This window comes from Niallia sp. 01092, from assembly GCF_052318935.1.
Taxonomy (GTDB): domain Bacteria; phylum Bacillota; class Bacilli; order Bacillales; family Cytobacillaceae; genus Niallia.
Genome location: NZ_JBQRKO010000009.1, coordinates 138,703 through 156,596, shown reverse-complemented (window position 1 = coordinate 156,596; position 17,894 = coordinate 138,703). Strand labels below are relative to the sequence as shown.

General features: G+C 37.2%; 12 protein-coding genes. 10 read left to right on the top strand and 2 right to left on the bottom strand.

Annotated features, from left to right (window positions below):
• The first annotated feature begins 286 nt into the window (after window positions 1-286).
• The 9 genes from ACTXGU_RS10555 (at window position 287) to ACTXGU_RS10515 (ending at window position 10,809) form a co-directional block, all read left to right on the top strand.
• Window positions 287-1,228, top strand: a complete 942-nt coding sequence (locus ACTXGU_RS10555; protein ID WP_443481474.1) for an aspartate carbamoyltransferase catalytic subunit — start codon at window positions 287-289, stop codon at window positions 1,226-1,228.
• A complete protein-coding gene (locus ACTXGU_RS10550) occupies window positions 1,191-2,477 on the top strand; it encodes a dihydroorotase (RefSeq protein ID WP_443481473.1) in 1,287 nt (428 codons plus the stop codon). Before ACTXGU_RS10555 ends, ACTXGU_RS10550 begins: the two co-directional genes overlap by 38 nt.
• Window positions 2,474-3,571 (top strand): carbamoyl phosphate synthase small subunit, encoded by a 1,098-nt coding sequence (locus ACTXGU_RS10545; protein ID WP_443481472.1) that lies wholly within the window; start codon window positions 2,474-2,476, stop codon window positions 3,569-3,571. Before ACTXGU_RS10550 ends, ACTXGU_RS10545 begins: the two co-directional genes overlap by 4 nt.
• On the top strand, window positions 3,558-6,770 hold the full coding sequence (gene carB, locus ACTXGU_RS10540; RefSeq protein ID WP_443481471.1) for a carbamoyl-phosphate synthase large subunit: 3,213 nt from the start codon (window positions 3,558-3,560) through the stop codon (window positions 6,768-6,770). The genes ACTXGU_RS10545 and carB overlap by 14 nt, the downstream gene beginning before the upstream one ends.
• Window positions 6,770-7,546, top strand: a complete 777-nt coding sequence (locus ACTXGU_RS10535) for a dihydroorotate dehydrogenase electron transfer subunit (protein WP_443481512.1) — start codon at window positions 6,770-6,772, stop codon at window positions 7,544-7,546. Before carB ends, ACTXGU_RS10535 begins: the two co-directional genes overlap by 1 nt.
• Window positions 7,543-8,484, top strand: coding sequence for a dihydroorotate dehydrogenase (locus ACTXGU_RS10530; RefSeq protein WP_443481470.1), 942 nt, complete (start codon window positions 7,543-7,545; stop codon window positions 8,482-8,484). Before ACTXGU_RS10535 ends, ACTXGU_RS10530 begins: the two co-directional genes overlap by 4 nt.
• Window positions 8,456-9,172 (top strand): orotidine-5'-phosphate decarboxylase, encoded by a 717-nt coding sequence (gene pyrF / locus ACTXGU_RS10525; protein ID WP_443481469.1) that lies wholly within the window; start codon window positions 8,456-8,458, stop codon window positions 9,170-9,172. The genes ACTXGU_RS10530 and pyrF overlap by 29 nt, the downstream gene beginning before the upstream one ends.
• Window positions 9,169-9,795, top strand: coding sequence for an orotate phosphoribosyltransferase (pyrE, locus tag ACTXGU_RS10520; protein ID WP_443481468.1), 627 nt, complete (start codon window positions 9,169-9,171; stop codon window positions 9,793-9,795). The genes pyrF and pyrE overlap by 4 nt, the downstream gene beginning before the upstream one ends.
• A gap of 108 nt (window positions 9,796-9,903) precedes the next feature.
• Window positions 9,904-10,809 carry a nuclease-related domain-containing protein gene (locus ACTXGU_RS10515; protein WP_443481511.1) on the top strand — a complete coding sequence of 302 codons (906 nt, stop codon included), beginning with the start codon at window positions 9,904-9,906 and terminating at the stop codon, window positions 10,807-10,809.
• A 697-nt stretch (window positions 10,810-11,506) separates the two neighbouring features.
• On the opposite strand, the gene ACTXGU_RS10510 is transcribed toward ACTXGU_RS10515, so the two are convergent.
• Together ACTXGU_RS10510 and ACTXGU_RS10505 are read right to left on the bottom strand one after the other, a co-directional pair.
• Window positions 11,507-12,415, bottom strand: coding sequence for a DMT family transporter (locus ACTXGU_RS10510; RefSeq protein ID WP_443481467.1), 909 nt, complete (start codon window positions 12,413-12,415; stop codon window positions 11,507-11,509).
• Window positions 12,416-12,494: 79 nt separating this feature from the next.
• Window positions 12,495-14,210, bottom strand: a complete 1,716-nt coding sequence (locus tag ACTXGU_RS10505; protein ID WP_443481466.1) for an Rqc2 family fibronectin-binding protein — start codon at window positions 14,208-14,210, stop codon at window positions 12,495-12,497.
• A 644-nt stretch (window positions 14,211-14,854) separates the two neighbouring features.
• Between ACTXGU_RS10505 and ACTXGU_RS10500 the strand changes: the two genes are divergently transcribed.
• Window positions 14,855-17,533 carry a calcium-translocating P-type ATPase, SERCA-type gene (locus ACTXGU_RS10500; protein ID WP_443481465.1) on the top strand — a complete coding sequence of 893 codons (2,679 nt, stop codon included), beginning with the start codon at window positions 14,855-14,857 and terminating at the stop codon, window positions 17,531-17,533.
• The last annotated feature ends 361 nt before the right edge of the window (window positions 17,534-17,894 follow it).

Genomic DNA, 17,894 nt, shown 5'->3' with positions numbered 1-17,894 from the left:
ATTTTGTCTATGTGTTGTTTTAAAGTAAAACGAAAACGGCTTATGTAGGTGTGTAAACTTTTCAACTCTAAGACACCCTTATAAGCCTCATTGGGTGTCTTTTTTTAAAGATAAGAAAGCATAAAATTTTTGAATTTAGATGAGTATCTAGCGCAAGCAGCCAGCCCCTGTGAAAAATAACCCCATGCCTCTAAAAGTAAAAAGCACTTTTTGAGTCATGTGAACATTTTTTCTTCGGGGCTGAGCAAGGCGCTTCCGCTTTTCTTATAACAAGGAGGCAAAATTAATGGAAAACTTATTAACAACAGCAGAATTATCCATATCAGCTATTAAAGCTATCCTTAATGACGCACAAAATTTTGCGAATGGGGCTCAATGGAAACCGACTAAGCAAAGTTTTGTTGCAAATCTTTTCTTTGAGCCGAGCACAAGGACAAAATGCAGCTTTGAAGTAGCAGAAAGAAAACTAGGACTTGAAGTGATTCCATTTGAAACGAATGCATCGAGTGTTGTTAAAGGGGAAACATTATATGATACAGTACGCACCTTGGAATCAATTGGTGTAAATGCAGTAGTTGTAAGACATGAGGAAGATAATTATTTCGAAGAGCTAGTTGGCAAGGTAAATATTCCTGTGATTAATGCAGGAGATGGGTGTGAAAATCATCCGACACAATCATTATTAGATTTATTAACGATTCAACAGGAGTTTAACGGTTTTGAAGGCTTAAAAGTCAGCATAATTGGCGATATAAGACATAGCCGTGTAGCTCGATCCAACGCAGATGCATTAACAAGGCTTGGAGCAAATGTAGTATTCTCTGGACCAGCTGAATGGTTTGATGAAAATCTACTGCAAAATGCAAATTATGAGGACATCGATACAGCAATTGAAACGTCAGATGTTGTCATGCTGTTAAGAATTCAGCATGAACGTCATAGTGAAAATTCGTTAGACATAGATAAAAAGGAATATCTTCAGAAGTATGGACTGACGGTTGAAAGAGAAAAACGCATGAAAGCAGGCAGTATTATTATGCATCCTGCTCCTGTAAACCGCGATGTTGAAATTGCAGATGAACTAGTGGAGTGCAGCCGTTCTAGAATTTTTAAACAAATGCAAAACGGTGTGTTTATTCGCATGGCAGTGTTAAAAAGATCACTACAAAAAGTTGAAGGAGGAAAATTACATGTCAATGATCATAAAAAATGGCCAATTACTTACTAATACTGGGGAACTTGTAACAAAAGATATTTACATTCAAGATGGGGTAATAAAAGAGATAGCTGCTTCTATTACAAATGAAGCAGAAGAAATCATTGATGCAGATGGAAAATTGGTTGCTCCAGGCTTTATCGATGTGCATGTACATTTAAGAGAACCTGGAGGCGAGAAGAAAGAAACGATTGCAACAGGTACGATGGCTGCTGCTAAAGGTGGTTTTACGACAATTGCAAACATGCCAAATACAAGACCGGTTCCAGACTCAGTTGAACATTTACATAGTCTGAATGAACGAATTAAAGAAACAGCAAATGTTCGTGTTCTCCCATATGCGTCTATTACAACTAGACAGCTTGGCGAGGAATTGACAGATTTTGCTGCATTAAAAGATTTAGGGGCATTTGCTTTTACAGATGATGGGGTAGGCGTTCAGGAAGCTGGGAAAATGCTAGAGGCAATGAAACGTGCGGCAAGCTTAAATATGGCCATTGTTGCTCATTGTGAAGATAATAGCCTTATAAATAAAGGTTGTGTACATGAAGGCGAATATTCAAAAGCAAACGGATTAAACGGAATTCCATCTGTTTGTGAGTCGGTGCATATAGCAAGAGATGTTCTGTTAGCAGAAGCAGCAGACTGTCATTATCATGTTTGCCATATTAGTACAAAAGAATCTGTCCGTGTTGTTAGAGATGCGAAAAAAGCTGGCATCCGCGTAACAGCAGAAGTTACACCGCATCATTTATTATTATGCGAAAATGATATTGAAGGAAAAGATCCTAATTTCAAAATGAATCCACCATTAAGAGGGAAAGACGATCGTGATGCTTTAATCGAAGGACTGCTTGATGGCACAATCGATTTTATTGCAACTGATCATGCACCGCATACAGCAGAAGAAAAAGCGCAAGGAATAGAGCGTGCTCCATTTGGAATTGTCGGCTTAGAAACTGCTTTTCCATTAATGTATACACATTTTGTAAAAACAGGGAAAATGACGATTGCTCAGTTAATCGACTTTTTAGCAAAAAAACCAGCAGATACATTCCAACTGGCATCTGGTGAAATTGCAGAAGGAAAAGCAGCTGATATCGTAATCTTAGATTTAGAGAAAACAGAAAAAATCAATCCAGAAACCTTTTTATCAAAAGGAAAAAATACTCCATTTACAGGATGGGAATGCCAAGGATGGCCGATTGCTACTATAGTAGATGGAAAGATTGCTTGGAGAAAGGAAAGTGTAAACGCATGAAAAAACAATTAATTCTTGAAGATGGAACTGTGTTTATTGGCGAAGGTTTTGGCGCAGATAAAAACACAACTGGAGAAGTAGTATTCAATACAGGAATGACAGGCTATCAAGAAATATTATCTGATCCGTCTTATTGTGGACAGATTGTTACATTAACATATCCACTTGTTGGGAATTATGGGATCAATCGTGATGATTTTGAGTCGATAACACCTGCAATTCAAGGATTTATTGTAAAAGAGGTTTGCGATTTTCCATCGAATTGGAGAAACGAACTTTCCCTTGATGAATATTTTAAACAAAAAAATATAGCTGGACTAGCAGGCATTGATACAAGAAAATTAACAAGAATTATCCGCCAGCACGGTGCATTAAAAGGTATAATTTGCAGCATCGAAGAAAATGTAGATAGTGTAGTGGAACAACTGAAAACGACAGCATTAAGAAATGATCAAGTAAAATCAGTTTCAACGAAACAAGCATATCCAAGTCCAGGACGTGGACATCGTGTCGTATTAGTAGATTTCGGTATGAAGCATGGAATATTGAGAGAACTTAATCAACGTGATTGTGATGTGATTGTTGTACCATACAACACAACGGCAGCAGAAATTTTAGCTCTTAGTCCAGATGGAATCATGTTATCAAACGGACCTGGAGATCCAAAAGATGTACCAGAAGCTATTGAAATGATCCAAGGAGTACTTGGAAAGGTTCCTCTATTTGGGATTTGTTTAGGACATCAACTATTTGCACTTGCAAGTGGTGCAAATACAGAAAAAATGAAATTTGGCCACAGAGGATCCAATCATCCTGTCAAAGACTTATTAACAGGAAAGGTTGCTTTAACTGCACAGAATCATGGCTATACAGTACAAGAAGAATCAATTAAGCAAACAAATTTAGAAGTGACACATATTGCTTTAAATGATGGAACGATAGAAGGCTTAAAGCATAAAGAGTATCCAGCGTTTACTGTTCAATACCACCCAGAAGCATCACCAGGACCAGAGGATGCAAATTATTTATTCGATCGATTTATTTCAATGATTTTATCACACAAACAGGAAGGTGCCGCATATGTCAAAGCGTAATGATATTAAAAGTATACTAGTAATAGGGTCAGGACCAATCATCATTGGACAAGCAGCAGAATTTGACTATGCAGGAACACAAGCATGTATGGCGTTAAAAGAAGAAGGCTATCGAGTAATCCTTGTCAATTCAAATCCTGCAACAATTATGACAGATACAGAGATTGCAGATGCTGTATATATTGAACCGATCACATTAGATTTTGTCAGCAGAATTATCCGTAAAGAAAGACCAGATGCTATCCTTCCAACATTAGGAGGACAAACTGGATTAAATATGGCAGTAGAGCTATCTGAAGCAGGCGTGTTGGAAGAATGTGGTGTGGAAGTGCTTGGAACAAAGCTATCTGCTATTCAACAAGCAGAAGACCGTGACCTTTTCCGTAATTTAATGAATGAACTTAATGAGCCGGTGCCTGAAAGTGAAATTATTCATACGATGGAAGAAGCAAAAGCATTTGTGGAACAAATCGGCTACCCAATCATTGTTCGCCCAGCCTTTACATTAGGAGGAACAGGCGGAGGAATATGCCATAACGACGAAGATTTAAATGAAATTGTGGCAAGTGGATTAAAAAACAGTCCGGTAACACAATGTTTATTAGAAAAAAGCATCGCAGGATTCAAAGAAATTGAATACGAAGTAATGCGTGACAGCAATGATAATGCCATCGTTGTATGTAACATGGAAAATATTGATCCTGTCGGCATTCATACAGGCGACAGCATTGTTGTAGCACCTAGCCAAACTTTAAGTGACCGCGAATATCAATTATTGCGCAATACATCACTGAAAATTATCCGTGCATTAAAAATTGAAGGTGGATGTAATGTGCAGTTAGCATTAGATCCTGACAGCTATCAATATTATATTATCGAAGTAAACCCGCGTGTAAGCCGTTCATCAGCACTTGCAAGTAAAGCAACTGGCTATCCAATTGCAAAACTTGCTGCAAAAATTGCCGTTGGTTTAACATTGGATGAAATGATGAATCCAGTTACTGGAAAAACGTATGCGAGCTTTGAGCCAGCGCTTGATTATATTGTAAGTAAAATTCCACGCTTCCCATTTGATAAATTTGAGTCTGCTAAACGTAATTTAGGTACACAAATGAAAGCAACTGGTGAAGTAATGGCGATTGGACGTACGTTTGAAGAGTCCTTGTTAAAAGCGATTCGTTCACTGGAAGCAAAAGTATATCATTTTGCTTTAACATCAGGAGAAGAGATCAGCGATGCTTTACTAGAAAAAAGAATCCGCAATGCTGGAGATGAACGATTGTTCTATATTGCAGAGGCGTTAACAAGAGGCGTATCCATTGAAACAATACATGAATGGAGCAAAATTGATTTATTCTTCTTGAAGAAAATGGAAGGCATTATCTTACTTGAAAAAGAGCTAGTGAAACAGCCATTTGATCTCGAACTTGCTAAAAAGGCGAAGGAAAAAGGTTTTGCAGATGTTCAGTTAGCGAAGCTTTGGAATACAACAGAGCTTGAAGTGTATAACTGGAGAACAGAAAACAAGCTTGTTCCGGTTTATAAAACGGTTGATACATGTGCAGCAGAGTTTGAATCGGAAACACCATATTTCTATGGAACATATGAAGAAGAAAATGAATCGATTGTGACAGATCGCAAAAGCATCGTAGTTCTTGGTTCGGGTCCAATTCGAATTGGCCAAGGAATTGAGTTCGATTATGCAACGGTTCATTCTGTATGGGCAATTAAAGAAGCTGGATATGAGGCAATTATCATCAACAATAACCCGGAAACTGTTTCAACAGATTTTAGTATTTCGGACAAATTATACTTCGAACCGTTAACGATTGAAGATGTAATGCATATCATTGATTTAGAAAAACCTGAAGGTGTTGTCGTGCAGTTCGGTGGACAAACTGCCATTAATTTAGCAGATCAATTAGTTCAACGCGGTGTGAAAATTTTAGGAACAACACTTGAAGATCTAGATCGTGCAGAAGATCGTGACAAGTTTGAACAGGCTCTTCGTGAGTTAGGAATTCCACAGCCTGAAGGAAAAACAGCTTTATCTGTTGAAGAAGCAGTAGAGGTTGCAAAAAACATTGGCTACCCAGTCCTTGTTCGCCCATCTTATGTATTAGGCGGAAGAGCAATGCAAATCGTCTATAAAGAAGCAGAATTAATTCCTTACATGGAGAATGCTGTAAAAGCAAGCCCTGGCCAACCAATCTTAATTGACCGTTATTTAACAGGAAAAGAAATAGAAGTTGATGCAATTTGTGATGGCAAAGATGTAGTGATACCAGGAATTATGGAGCATATTGAACGTGCAGGTGTTCACTCAGGAGATTCCATTGCCGTGTATCCACCACAAAGTTTATCGAATGAATTAAAACAAACATTAATCGACTATACAACAAAGCTTGCTAAAGGGCTGAACATTATTGGATTGCTAAATATTCAATATGTTGTGTCAAAAGGAGATGTGTTTGTACTTGAAGTAAATCCTCGTTCAAGTAGAACAGTGCCTTTCTTAAGTAAAATAACAAATGTACCGATGGCAAAAATCGCAACAAAAGTTATTTTAGGAGAAACATTAGAAGGTCTTGGATATTCTTCAGGGTTAGTACCGGAAAAAGATGGAGTTTATGTAAAAGTGCCGGTATTCTCTTTTGCTAAATTAAGAAGAGTTGACATTACGCTTGGACCGGAAATGAAGTCAACTGGTGAAGTAATGGGTAAAGATTATACATTGGAAAAAGCTTTATATAAAGGTTTAGTAGCATCTGGAATGAAAATCCAAACATTTGGAACAGTCTTAATGACCATTGGGGATAAAGATAAGGAAGAAGCATTGCTGCTTGCAAAAAGGTTTGCAAACATCGGCTATAGCTTAATGGCAACAAGTGGTACGGCAGCATTTTTAGAGAAAAATAATATTCCAGTGAGAGTAGTAGATAAAATCGGTGGAGAAGGTACGACGTTAATTGATGTTATTCGAAATGGACAAACACAATTTGTGATCAATACTTTCTCAAAAGGCAGCCAGCCAGCACGTGATGGATTTAGAATTAGAAGAGAATCTGTCGAAAATGGTATACCTTGTTTAACTTCATTGGATACAGCAGAAGCGATTTTGCGTGTTGTCGAAAGCATGACTTTTTCTGCTGAAGCGATGAACGCAGACCAAAAAAGCTTGGAGGCAGTGTTCTCATGATAAAAAACGAACTATGTACGGTCGTAAAACATACGGAAATTGCCGAAAATATAATGGAGCTCACCCTTAGAGGTGAGCTTGTTCATGAAATTGGAGAACCGGGAAGATTTGTGCATTTAAAAGTAGGAGATACATTGGAGCCGTTGTTAAGAAGACCAATTAGTATTTCGCGAATCGATGACAAAAATCTTACTTTTACGATGATTTACCGAAAAGAAGGAAGAGGGACACAGCTTTTAGGTGAGAAAAAGGCTGGAGAGTTAGTGGATGTACTCGGACCGCTTGGAAATGGATTTCCAGTAGAGGAAGCAACTGCTGGTGAAACAGCCCTTTTAGTTGGCGGTGGAATTGGTGTACCACCTTTGTATGAACTTGCACACCGCTTAGTAGAAAAAGGCGTAAATGTAATCACCGTGCTTGGTTTTCAAACTTCGTCTGTTGTTTTTTATGAAAAAGAATTTCAAGCATTGGGAAATACATATGTTGCTACTGTCGATGGAACACATGGAACAAAAGGTTTTGTAACGGATGTAATTGCACAGCAAGGATTAAACTTTGATATTTTATATTCTTGTGGACCAACACCGATGCTTCGCAACCTTGAAAAATCGTTCCCTGATAAAAAAGTATTTATTTCATTGGAAGAACGAATGGGCTGCGGAATCGGTGCATGTTTTGCATGTGTGTGTCATAAAGCAGATGATCCAACTGGATACACGTATAAAAAAGTTTGTACAGATGGACCGGTATTTAAGGCAGGGGAGGTAGTAATATGAATCGATTACAAGTAGAACTTCCTGGTTTAAACTTAAAAAATCCAATTATGCCAGCATCCGGATGCTTTGGGTTTGGAAGAGAATTCAGCAATCTTTATGATTTAAGCAAACTTGGCGCCATCATGATTAAAGCAACAACAGCAGAACCTAGATTTGGCAATCCGACACCACGTGTTGCGGAAACAAACTCTGGCATGCTAAATGCGATTGGACTGCAAAATCCTGGTTTAACAAAAGTTCTTGGGGAAGAGCTGCCATGGCTTGCAAATTATGATGTTCCTATCATTGCAAATGTAGCTGGTTCCTTAGAAGAGGATTATGTAGAAGTTGCAAAAGAAATTTCAAAAGCGCCAAATGTACATGCGTTAGAACTGAATATTTCTTGTCCAAATGTTAAAACAGGTGGAATTATGTTTGGAACGGTACCAGAAGTGGCAAAAAACTTGACGAAAAAGGTAAAAGAAGCTTCACAAGTACCTGTTTACGTTAAGCTGTCTCCTAATGTAACAAATATTGTAGAAATGGCGAAAGCAGTAGAAGCAGGTGGTGCAGACGGTATCACCATGATTAATACGCTGCTTGGGATGCGTTTGGATTTAAAAACAGGCAAGCCGATTTTAGCAAATAAAACGGGCGGTTTATCTGGACCTTCCATTAAACCTGTTGCCATTCGGATGATTTATGAAGTGAGCCAAGCAGTTGATTTGCCGATTATTGGCATGGGCGGCGTTGCGACAGCAGAAGATGTTCTAGAATTTTTCTATGCTGGTGCTAGTGCAGTTGCGGTAGGTACTACCAATTTTGTCGATCCTTTTATTTGTCCAAAAATCATTGACGAATTGCCTGCATTATTAGATCGTTATGGATTTGAACATATATCTGAATGTACGGGAAGGAGCTGGGGAAAAAATGAACAACTCACTTATCATCGCCCTTGATTTTGCAGAGAAGGAAGAGGTTTTTTCCTTCTTAAAAAAATTTAATGGAGAGCCGTTATTTGTAAAAGTAGGCATGGAGTTATTTTACAAAGAAGGGCCTGGCATCATCGAACGCTTAAAAGAGCAGAACCATCAAATTTTCCTAGATTTAAAGCTTCATGATATACCGAATACTGTAAAAAGTGCGATGAGAAATTTAGCAGGATTAGGTGTGGATCTTGTCAACGTGCATGCCGCTGGGGGAGTGCCGATGATGGAAGGTGCATTAGAAGGATTAGAAGCAGGAACACCGGCTGGAAAAATTCGTCCTCGTTGTATTGCAGTAACGCAATTAACGAGCACTTCTGAAGCACAAATGCAAAACGAGCAATTAATCAAAGTGCCGTTGTTACAATCGGTATTACACTATGCAACAATTACAAAGCAGGCAGGACTTGATGGAGTAGTATGCTCCACATTGGAAGCTGCAAGTATTCGAGAGCAATTAGGACATTCTTTCTTAACAGTGACACCTGGAATTCGCTTAGACTCAGACAACGTCCAAGATCAAGTGCGTGTAGCAACACCGAAAACGGCTAGAAATAATGGTGTATCCGCGATTGTTGTCGGAAGATCTATTACAAGAAGTGATAATCCATATGAAAGTTATGTACGTTTTAAAAATGAGTGGGAGGGTGTTACACAATGAAACACAACATCGCAGAGCAATTGTTAAAAATCAAAGCTGTATTTTTACAGCCAAATAATCCATTTACATGGGCTTCAGGCATAAAGTCACCAATATATTGTGACAATCGATTAACACTATCTTATCCAGAAGTTCGTAAAGAAATTGCAAATGGACTTGCAAACTTAATTAAAGAAAAATTTCCGGAAACAGACGTCGTTGCTGGAACTGCAACCGCAGGAATACCTCATGCAGCTTGGGTAAGTGATGTACTTGATCTTCCAATGTGTTATGTTCGTTCCAAAGCAAAAGAACACGGCAAAGGAAATCAAATTGAAGGAAAAATTGAAAAAGGGCAAAAAGTAGTTGTAGTAGAAGACCTTATTTCAACAGGTGGAAGCGTCATTACAGCAGTGAACGGCCTTCGTGAAGCAGGATGCGAAGTGTTAGGTGTTGTATCTATTTTTACATACGAGCTTCCAAAAGGAAAAGAATTATTAGAAGATGCAAATATTGAGGCATACTCTTTGACCGATTATTCTAGTTTGTTAGAAGTAGCACAAAAAAGCGGTTATATTAAAGAGGAAGATTTAGCAAGCTTGCAAGCTTGGAAAGAAAACCCTGCTGAATGGGCAGGGAAGTAATAAATAATGGGTGCATCTCTTGCGTGGATGCACCTTTTTTTAACAAAATATTCATTGGATATACCAGTAGATTTTAATAAAATAGATTTAGAAGAAAGGATGTGTACGATGCTCTATAAATCTCGTGCTGAATCTAGTGAACAACTAATTTTGCAATTTTTAAACACTCGAATGGATTTGTTTGCGAAAGACAAGCAATATTTTTTCAATCTCAAAAAGGGCTATGAAGGGGAGAAAATGTTTGATATTTTAACAGAAAAGCTTGAGTGTGAATGCTATATTTTAAATGATTTATTGTTTAAAATAAATAACACTTTATTCCAAATTGACTCCCTGATTATTATGTCTGAAGCCATTTATTTTTTCGAAGTGAAAAATTATGAAGGGGATTATTATTACGAATCAGATCGATTATACAAAATACCAAAATCTGAAATTATTAATCCACTACATCAATTAAGGAGAAGCGAATCTTTGTTGCGCCAGTTGTTAGACAATCTTGGCTGTAATTCTCCTATTAATGCATCGGTCGTTTTTATTAACCCCGAATTCACCCTCTACCAAGCACCTCAAGGCAAGCCATTTATTTTCCCTACTCAGGTCAACCGCTATTTGCAAAAACTTCAGAAAACATTTTCACAGTTAAATGGAAAACATAAGATGATTGCTGATAAATTAATTTCTCTGCATATAAAAGAATCTCCTTATAAACAACTGCCATTCTTTGAATATAATCAGCTGCAAAAGGGAATCACTTGTGCAGGGTGCAGCTCATTTTCCATATTGGTTGAAGGAAAGAAATGTATCTGTGAAGAGTGTGGACACGAAGAAGAGATTGAAGCTGCGGTACTTCGAAGTGTAAACGAATTTAAGCTCCTTTTTCCTGATCGAAAAATAACTACTAATATTATTTATGAGTGGTGTAAAGTGGTAAAGTCTAAGAAGAGGATCAGTAGAATTTTAGAAAAAAACTTTAAAATTGCAGGGACCAGGCGATGGTCCTTCTATGAATAGAAAACCTTGATGGAGAGTGTTTACCCAGTACTCATTGAGCATGTCCTTAAAGGACGTAACCACTAGCTACTATACAAAGTTTTTCCAATAGAAGGCTTCTCAAAGACAAAACAAAGTAAAAAGCAAGAATTTAGTCTAATAGAAGACCTCTCAAAGACAAAACAAAGTAAAAAGCAAGAATTTTGTCTAATAGAAGACCTCTCAAAGACAAAACAAAGAGAAAAGCAAGAATTTAGTCTAATAGAAGGCTTCTCAAAGACAAAACAAAGTAAAAAGCAAGAGTTTTTGTCTAATAGAAGGCTTCTCAAAGACAAAACAAAGTAAAAAGCAAGAATTTTGTCTAATAGAAGACCTCTCAAAGACAAAACAAAGTAAAAAGTAAGAATTTAGTCTAATAGAAGACTTCTCAAAGATAATACAAAGAGAAAAGCAAGAATTTAGTCTAATAGAAGACCTCTCAAAGACAAAACAAAGGAAAAAGTAAGAATTTAGTCTAATAGAAGACCTCTCAAAGACAAAACAAAGAGAAAAGCAAGAATTTAGTCTAATAGAAGGCTTCTCAAAGACAAAACAAAGTAAAAAGCAAGAGTTTTTGTCTAATAGAAAGCTAACAAAGATAATACCAAGCACAAACTCAAAAATCTCCTTCAGCACTTATATAAAGTCGGCTCCTTGATATTATTTGCAGTAGCCTTTTTCAGAAAGTACGGCGATGTTCAAGATGCTTGTGCTTTATTTTCAATCCAGACGTTAAAATAACACCAAGAAAAACAAAAGCTCCCCCTACAATTTGCTGACTAGAGATGCTTTCCCCTAAAAATAGTCCAATGATGGCAGTGAAAACAGGAATTAAGTTAAGAAATATTCCTGCCTGGTTAGGGCTAACTTGTTTTAATGCCATATTCCAAAATACAAAAGAACATGCGGAAGGAAATAATACCATATAGATAATGCCTATTATTCCTATCGTTGTGATTTTACTGAAATCTATTCCTTGATAAAAAGCAAATGGAGCAAGAATCATCATCGCAAAAAGAGTAGAAAATGCAGTAGTTGTAATGGGCGGAAGTGGTATTCTTCTTCCTAGTAGCGAATAAAATGTCCAAACGATAACAGCACCGATCATCAAGATGTCACCAGCATTATAATTATCATGGAGGATTTGGATAATATTTCCCTTTGTTAAAACCACAATCGCTCCAAATAAAGAAAGCAATAATCCTAAAATCTGTGTTGTCGTCATTTTTTCTTTTAAAAGAAGAAAAGAAAAGAAGACAATAACTCCTGGGTTAATGGTATTCACGAGCGCAGCATTTGTCGCTGAAGTGTAACGTAATGCTTGATAGAGAAATAGATTATAAGCGATGACGCCAAGTATTCCTTGAATAACTAGCAAGTGCCAATTTTTACGTACTAATTTCCAATCTGGTTTTTTTTCAAGAAAAAAAGCAAGCGGAAAGAGAATAATTAATGCCAAAACCCATCTTGAAAAAGTAATCCATAAAGGGGAAAGTTCAGAACCTACCATTTTTCCAAATACAAAGTTACCTGCCCAAAATAAGTTAGTTAAGATTAGGAGTATAAAAACTTTTCCTTTTATTTTCATATGTAGCTCCTTCTATCTAAAAATAAAATCGTGGGAAAGGAGTAGATTACCAATTCCCACGAGGCCTGCAAAATCTAGGCTATTTGTCTTTTTTTAAAGAAATAACCGTTTCTTCATCTGGAGTTACATAAACCGTTTGCTGGTTATCGTAAATGACAAATCCAGGTTTAGCGCCGCTAGGCTTTTTTACATGCCGGACTAATGTATAGTCAACTGGTACAGCGCTGGAATGTTTTGCTTTACTAAAATAGGCTGCTAAGTTGGCTGCTTGCAAAATCGTTTCCTCCGAAGGCTCTTTGCTGCGGATGACAACATGAGAGCCAGGAATGTCCTTTGTATGCAGCCAAATTTCATCGCGTGCAGCGAGTTTATTTGTTAAATAATCATTTTGTTTATTGTTTTTGCCAACTAATATTTCCGTCTGATCATTTGCATAATATTGATCTAAAATAGGTTTATTATTTTGCTGCTTTTTCGTTTGCTTTTTCTGTCTTTCCCTTAAGTATCCTTCTTCAACCAATTCCTCGCGAATTTCCTGAATATCTTTAGGAGAAGCGGAGATGATTTGCTGCATCAATGTTTCGAAATACATTAATTCTTCTTCTGCAAGGCTAATTTGTTCCTTAATAATATCAATTGAATTTTTTGCTTTTTGATATTTTGTAAAGTACTTTTGGGCATTTTCAGATGGAGATAGCCGAGAATCAAGAGGAATCGTCATGACTTCTCCTTCAGGATGATAGTAGTTCACTACTTCCGCTTTATCCATACCTTTTTGAACAGCATATAAGTTGGCTGTTAACAGTTCCCCAAGTAATTGAAACTGTTCAGCGTTTTCGGCATCTGCAAGTGATTTTTGCAGTTTCGTTATTTTTTTCTTATTTTTATCCCGTTCATTGACAATAAATCGTTCTAAATCATTGCTTTGCTGTTTAACACGATCTCGCTCTGCTTTTCCAAAATAAAAGCGGTCGAGCATTTTGCTTAAGGAAGGAAACGATCTTGTTTCTCCATTAACATGATGTAATGGTTGAAAATAAAAGTATTCTTTATTTGATGTAAACATAATAGCTGGATCGTATGTTTCTTTTTTTATGTCTTCCATTTGCTCGATAAATGCTTTTGGTAAAGTAATTCGGTTGGCAATCTTTGCACGAAATAAAATTTCTTTTGCAAGAAGTGGCGAAATTCCGGAAAATTGTTGCACGATTTGTTTGTCTAATTTTCCGCTGTTAAAATCAATTGTTTTTACTACATCTTCCGCTACTGCTGTTAATGGATCGAGTTTATCTTGAGCTGGAGGCGCTTTATATTCATACCCAGGAAGAATAGCTCTGTGGCTGTTAACTGCATAAGAAACATGTTTAATGCTATCAAGGATAGTATTTTTTTCCTGATCAACCAAGATGATATTGCTGTGCCGTCCCATGATTTCTATCATGAGTTTTTTATAAGAAATATCGCCAATTTCATTTCTTCCTCTTATTTCTAATACGATAATTCGATCATTTCCTATTTGGTATATATTCTCAATAAAATAACCTTCCAAATGTTTTCGCAATAACATACAAAACATTGGAGGTTCTTTTGGATTCTCATATGTTTCTTCTGTTAATTGAATACGAGCATAGCTAGGGTGAACAGAAAGCAGGAGTTTTTGATTTTTTCCGTTTGCCCGAACAACCAGTACTATTTCGTTTGAGAATGGCTGCTGTACTTTGTTTATTCGACCACCTTTTAAATTATCTAGTAATTCAGTAGTCATTGCTTTTGTAAATAAACCATCAAATGACATGATAAACATCCTTTTCTTTTTGTATCCATAAAACAGACACTTGTTTCTTTTATTATAATGCATCTTTTATATTATCTATAAATTATTGCTTATAAATGGATCTGCAGGTAAGTACGGTTCCGACTTTCCTCTGACCAAGCCGATTCCGCTTTTCATTGTCTAGCTCCAGCGCCTAGCTCTTGTGAAAAATAACCCTTTGCCTCTAAAAGTAAAAAGCACTTTTCGAGTCAAATGAACATTTTTCTTCGGAGCTGTTCAAGCCGATTCCGCTTTTCTAATTGTCCAGCTCCAAAGCTTAGGTCCTCGAGACATAAGCCAATCGTCTGTGGAGGTAAAGAGCAACCTCCTTTAGCCGCTCGTCTTATGTTTTTCGGACCTGAACAAGGCTTTTCCGCTTTTCTAATAATAATAGCATTTTTTTATCTTTGGTTGAATATGATTTCTTTAGAGTGGTGTTGGGACAACTCTGCAGGTTAGTTAATGTTTGACTTTTATTCAGAATAACTACGTTTTTTCTTCGCCTTTTAATAAAAGTAAAGAAATTATCGAAGGTAAACAAGTGTCTAGCTTCAAAACTGACCAAGGCGCTTACGCTTTTCTTAATTGGCGAGTGGATTTGAAAAAGGGGGAAGTGAGATGGCCGGATGAACTATCATGAAATGAATGAAAAAGAAGTGGAACGAACATTAAATACTGATTTTTCGGCTGGGCTGACAAATGATGATGCTAGTAAGCGAAGCAAGCAGTTTGGGAAAAATGAGCTTGAAGAAGGAGAAAAGCAATCTGCTCTACTTTTATTTTTTAGTCAATTCAAAGATTTTATGGTGCTTGTCCTACTAGCAGCAACGTTAATATCAGGGCTTTTAGGTGAATATATTGATGCGATTGCGATTATTGCGATTATCATCCTAAATAGCTTTCTTGGTTTTTTCCAGGAAAGAAGAGCAGAAAAATCCTTATCGGCATTAAAAGAGCTTTCGCAGCCACAAGTTCAAGTTTTAAGAGACGGGGAATGGATAAAAATTCTTTCGAAAGAATTAGTTCCTGGTGATGTACTTAAATTTTCAAGCGGAGATCGGATTGGTGCAGATGTACGCATCATTGAATCAAGAAGCCTGGAAGTGGAAGAATCTGCTTTAACAGGAGAGTCTGTCCCTGTACCAAAAACAGTACCTCCAATTAAATCAGCGAATTTGACTCTCGGTGATATGGAAAATATGGGATTTATGGGTACAATGGTATCAAGGGGAAGCGGCGTCGGTGTTGTTATTGCAACAGGAATGAAAACGGCAATGGGACAAATTGCGGATCTATTGCAAAATGCTGAATCACAAACAACACCATTACAGCGAAGATTAGAACAACTTGGAAAAATTTTGATTGTTACTGCATTATGTTTAACCGTTCTCGTCGTAGCAATTGGTGTTTTACAAGGAAATGATTTGTATGAAATGGTGCTTGCCGGTGTATCATTAGCAGTAGCAGCCATTCCAGAAGGGCTGCCAGCCATTGTTACCATTGCTTTGTCACTCGGTGTTCAAAAAATGATTCGCAAAAATGCGATTGTACGAAAGCTGCCAGCAGTTGAAACATTAGGTTGTGCCAGTGTCATTTGCTCAGACAAAACGGGTACACTTACTCAAAATAAAATGACCGTGACAAAGGTTTGGAGCGGCGGGAAAACATGGACAGTTGATGGCATTGGATATGAACCACAAGGACATTATTATGAAGATAATAAGGTAATAGATCCCCGAAAAGATAAAGTTCTTCAGCAGTTATTAACATTTGGCATCCTTTGTAATCATGCGGAAATATTGCAAAAAGACGGTGAGTATGTATTAAATGGAGACCCTACGGAAGGTGCTTTGCTTGTTGCCGGGATGAAAGCAGGCTACTCACGAAGTCAACTATTAAATCATTTTACAATAACGAAGGAATTTCCTTTTGATTCAACTCGTAAAATGATGAGTGTTATCGTAAAAGACCCGTCTGGCAGACAATTTGTAGTGACAAAAGGTGCACCAGATGTATTAACGGGAAAAAGCATATCTATTTTGCTGGGAAATAAAACACAAGTATTTGCAAGTGGATCGAAAAAAATGGTCCAGGATGCTATTAACGGTTTAGCATCACAAGCACTTCGCACGATTGCGATTGGTTTTAAAGAAATATCTCCCAATACAATTATTTTACATGAAAATGAAGCCGAAAAAGATTTAACTTTTATCGGTTTACAAGGGATTATTGATCCGCCGAGACCAGAAGTGAAAACAGCGGTAAAAGAATGTAAAGATGCTGGAATAAAAACAGTAATGATTACAGGAGATCATGTGATAACGGCAAAAGCCATTGCCATGCAGCTGGGGATAGCGAATAAACGCTCTAAAGTGTTAGAAGGTAAAGATTTATCAAATATGAACTTATCTCAATTAGAAGATGTCGTAGATGAAGTTTCTGTTTTTGCAAGAGTATCGCCAGAACATAAATTAAAGATCGTACAAGCGTTTCAAAATAGAGGACATGTAGTGGCGATGACAGGTGACGGTGTAAATGATGCTCCTGCCATTAAAACAGCAGATATCGGCATTGCGATGGGGGTCACTGGTACTGATGTCGCAAAAGAAGCCTCTTCTTTAGTGTTAATGGATGATAATTTTGCATCTATTAAAGCGGCCATTATTGAAGGCAGAAATATTTATGAAAATATTCGTAAATTTATTCGCTATTTATTAGCTTCCAATGTAGGGGAAATACTAGTGATGTTATTTGCAATGGTGCTTGACCTGCCACTGCCGCTTGTGCCAATACAAATATTATGGGTCAATTTAGTAACAGATGGTTTGCCTGCCATGGCATTAGGACTCGATAGACCAGAAGATAATGTAATGAAAAGGGATCCGAGAAATCCGAGTGAAGGCGTCTTTGCAAGAGGTTTAGGCTGGAAAGTTGTCTCACGTGGTTTTTTGATTGGCATATCTACCATTTTAGCGTTTATTTTTGCCTATAATAATAATCCGGACAACTTGGCATATGCCCAAACGGTTGCTTTTGTTACGTTAGTGTTAGCGCAACTGATCCATGTATTTGATTGCCGCAGTGAAAAATCGATTCTATCTCGAAATCCATTTGGTAATATGTATTTAGTATGGGCTGTTATTTCTTCCTTATTGTTAGTACTTGTTGTTATTTATGTACCTATCTTACAAAATATTTTTCATACACTGCCAATTCACTCAAAAGATTGGCCAATGATCATCGGTTTAGCATCAGTTCCAACTTTTTTACTGGCAGGATCATTTTTATTAAGTAAATCAAAATAAAATATGTTATAATCCAAAAGGTATCAGAGACAACTCTATACTTCAGATAATTGACAAAGTTGAATTTGCAAACTTCAGGCTAATCGAAAGCGTTTGTCTTTCGAGGCACGAAGATTTGTGAGGAGCGGCGGGTAACAGGATGTTGGTCAGAACGACGTTGTCACAGGACGTGACGTATTTAGTCGTTCATCCTCATTTACCTGGTAATGAGCATCCGAGCAAAGCGAGTAACGAAGAAAGCAAGCGTTTGTCGATAGCCTGGGTATCAGAGACAACTCTATACCTTTTGTTTTTGAATAAATATTTATATATGTTTTTCAACCTTAGAAGCTTTGTATCCAGGAGATGGATACGTATTGCT

What these genes read in the sequence shown, in the direction of transcription:
- ACTXGU_RS10555 (WP_443481474.1), top strand. Translation starts at nt 287, where the DNA reads ATGGAAAACTTATTAACAACAGCAGAATTATCCATATCAGCTATTAAA.
- ACTXGU_RS10550 (WP_443481473.1), top strand. Translation starts at nt 1,191, where the DNA reads ATGTCAATGATCATAAAAAATGGCCAATTACTTACTAATACTGGGGAA.
- ACTXGU_RS10545 (WP_443481472.1), top strand. Translation starts at nt 2,474, where the DNA reads ATGAAAAAACAATTAATTCTTGAAGATGGAACTGTGTTTATTGGCGAA.
- carB (WP_443481471.1), top strand. Translation starts at nt 3,558, where the DNA reads ATGTCAAAGCGTAATGATATTAAAAGTATACTAGTAATAGGGTCAGGA.
- ACTXGU_RS10530 (WP_443481470.1), top strand. Translation starts at nt 7,543, where the DNA reads ATGAATCGATTACAAGTAGAACTTCCTGGTTTAAACTTAAAAAATCCA.
- pyrF (WP_443481469.1), top strand. Translation starts at nt 8,456, where the DNA reads ATGAACAACTCACTTATCATCGCCCTTGATTTTGCAGAGAAGGAAGAG.
- pyrE (WP_443481468.1), top strand. Translation starts at nt 9,169, where the DNA reads ATGAAACACAACATCGCAGAGCAATTGTTAAAAATCAAAGCTGTATTT.
- ACTXGU_RS10515 (WP_443481511.1), top strand. Translation starts at nt 9,904, where the DNA reads ATGCTCTATAAATCTCGTGCTGAATCTAGTGAACAACTAATTTTGCAA.
- ACTXGU_RS10510 (WP_443481467.1), bottom strand. Translation starts at nt 12,415, where the DNA reads ATGAAAATAAAAGGAAAAGTTTTTATACTCCTAATCTTAACTAACTTA.
- ACTXGU_RS10505 (WP_443481466.1), bottom strand. Translation starts at nt 14,210, where the DNA reads ATGTCATTTGATGGTTTATTTACAAAAGCAATGACTACTGAATTACTA.
- ACTXGU_RS10500 (WP_443481465.1), top strand. Translation starts at nt 14,855, where the DNA reads ATGAACTATCATGAAATGAATGAAAAAGAAGTGGAACGAACATTAAAT.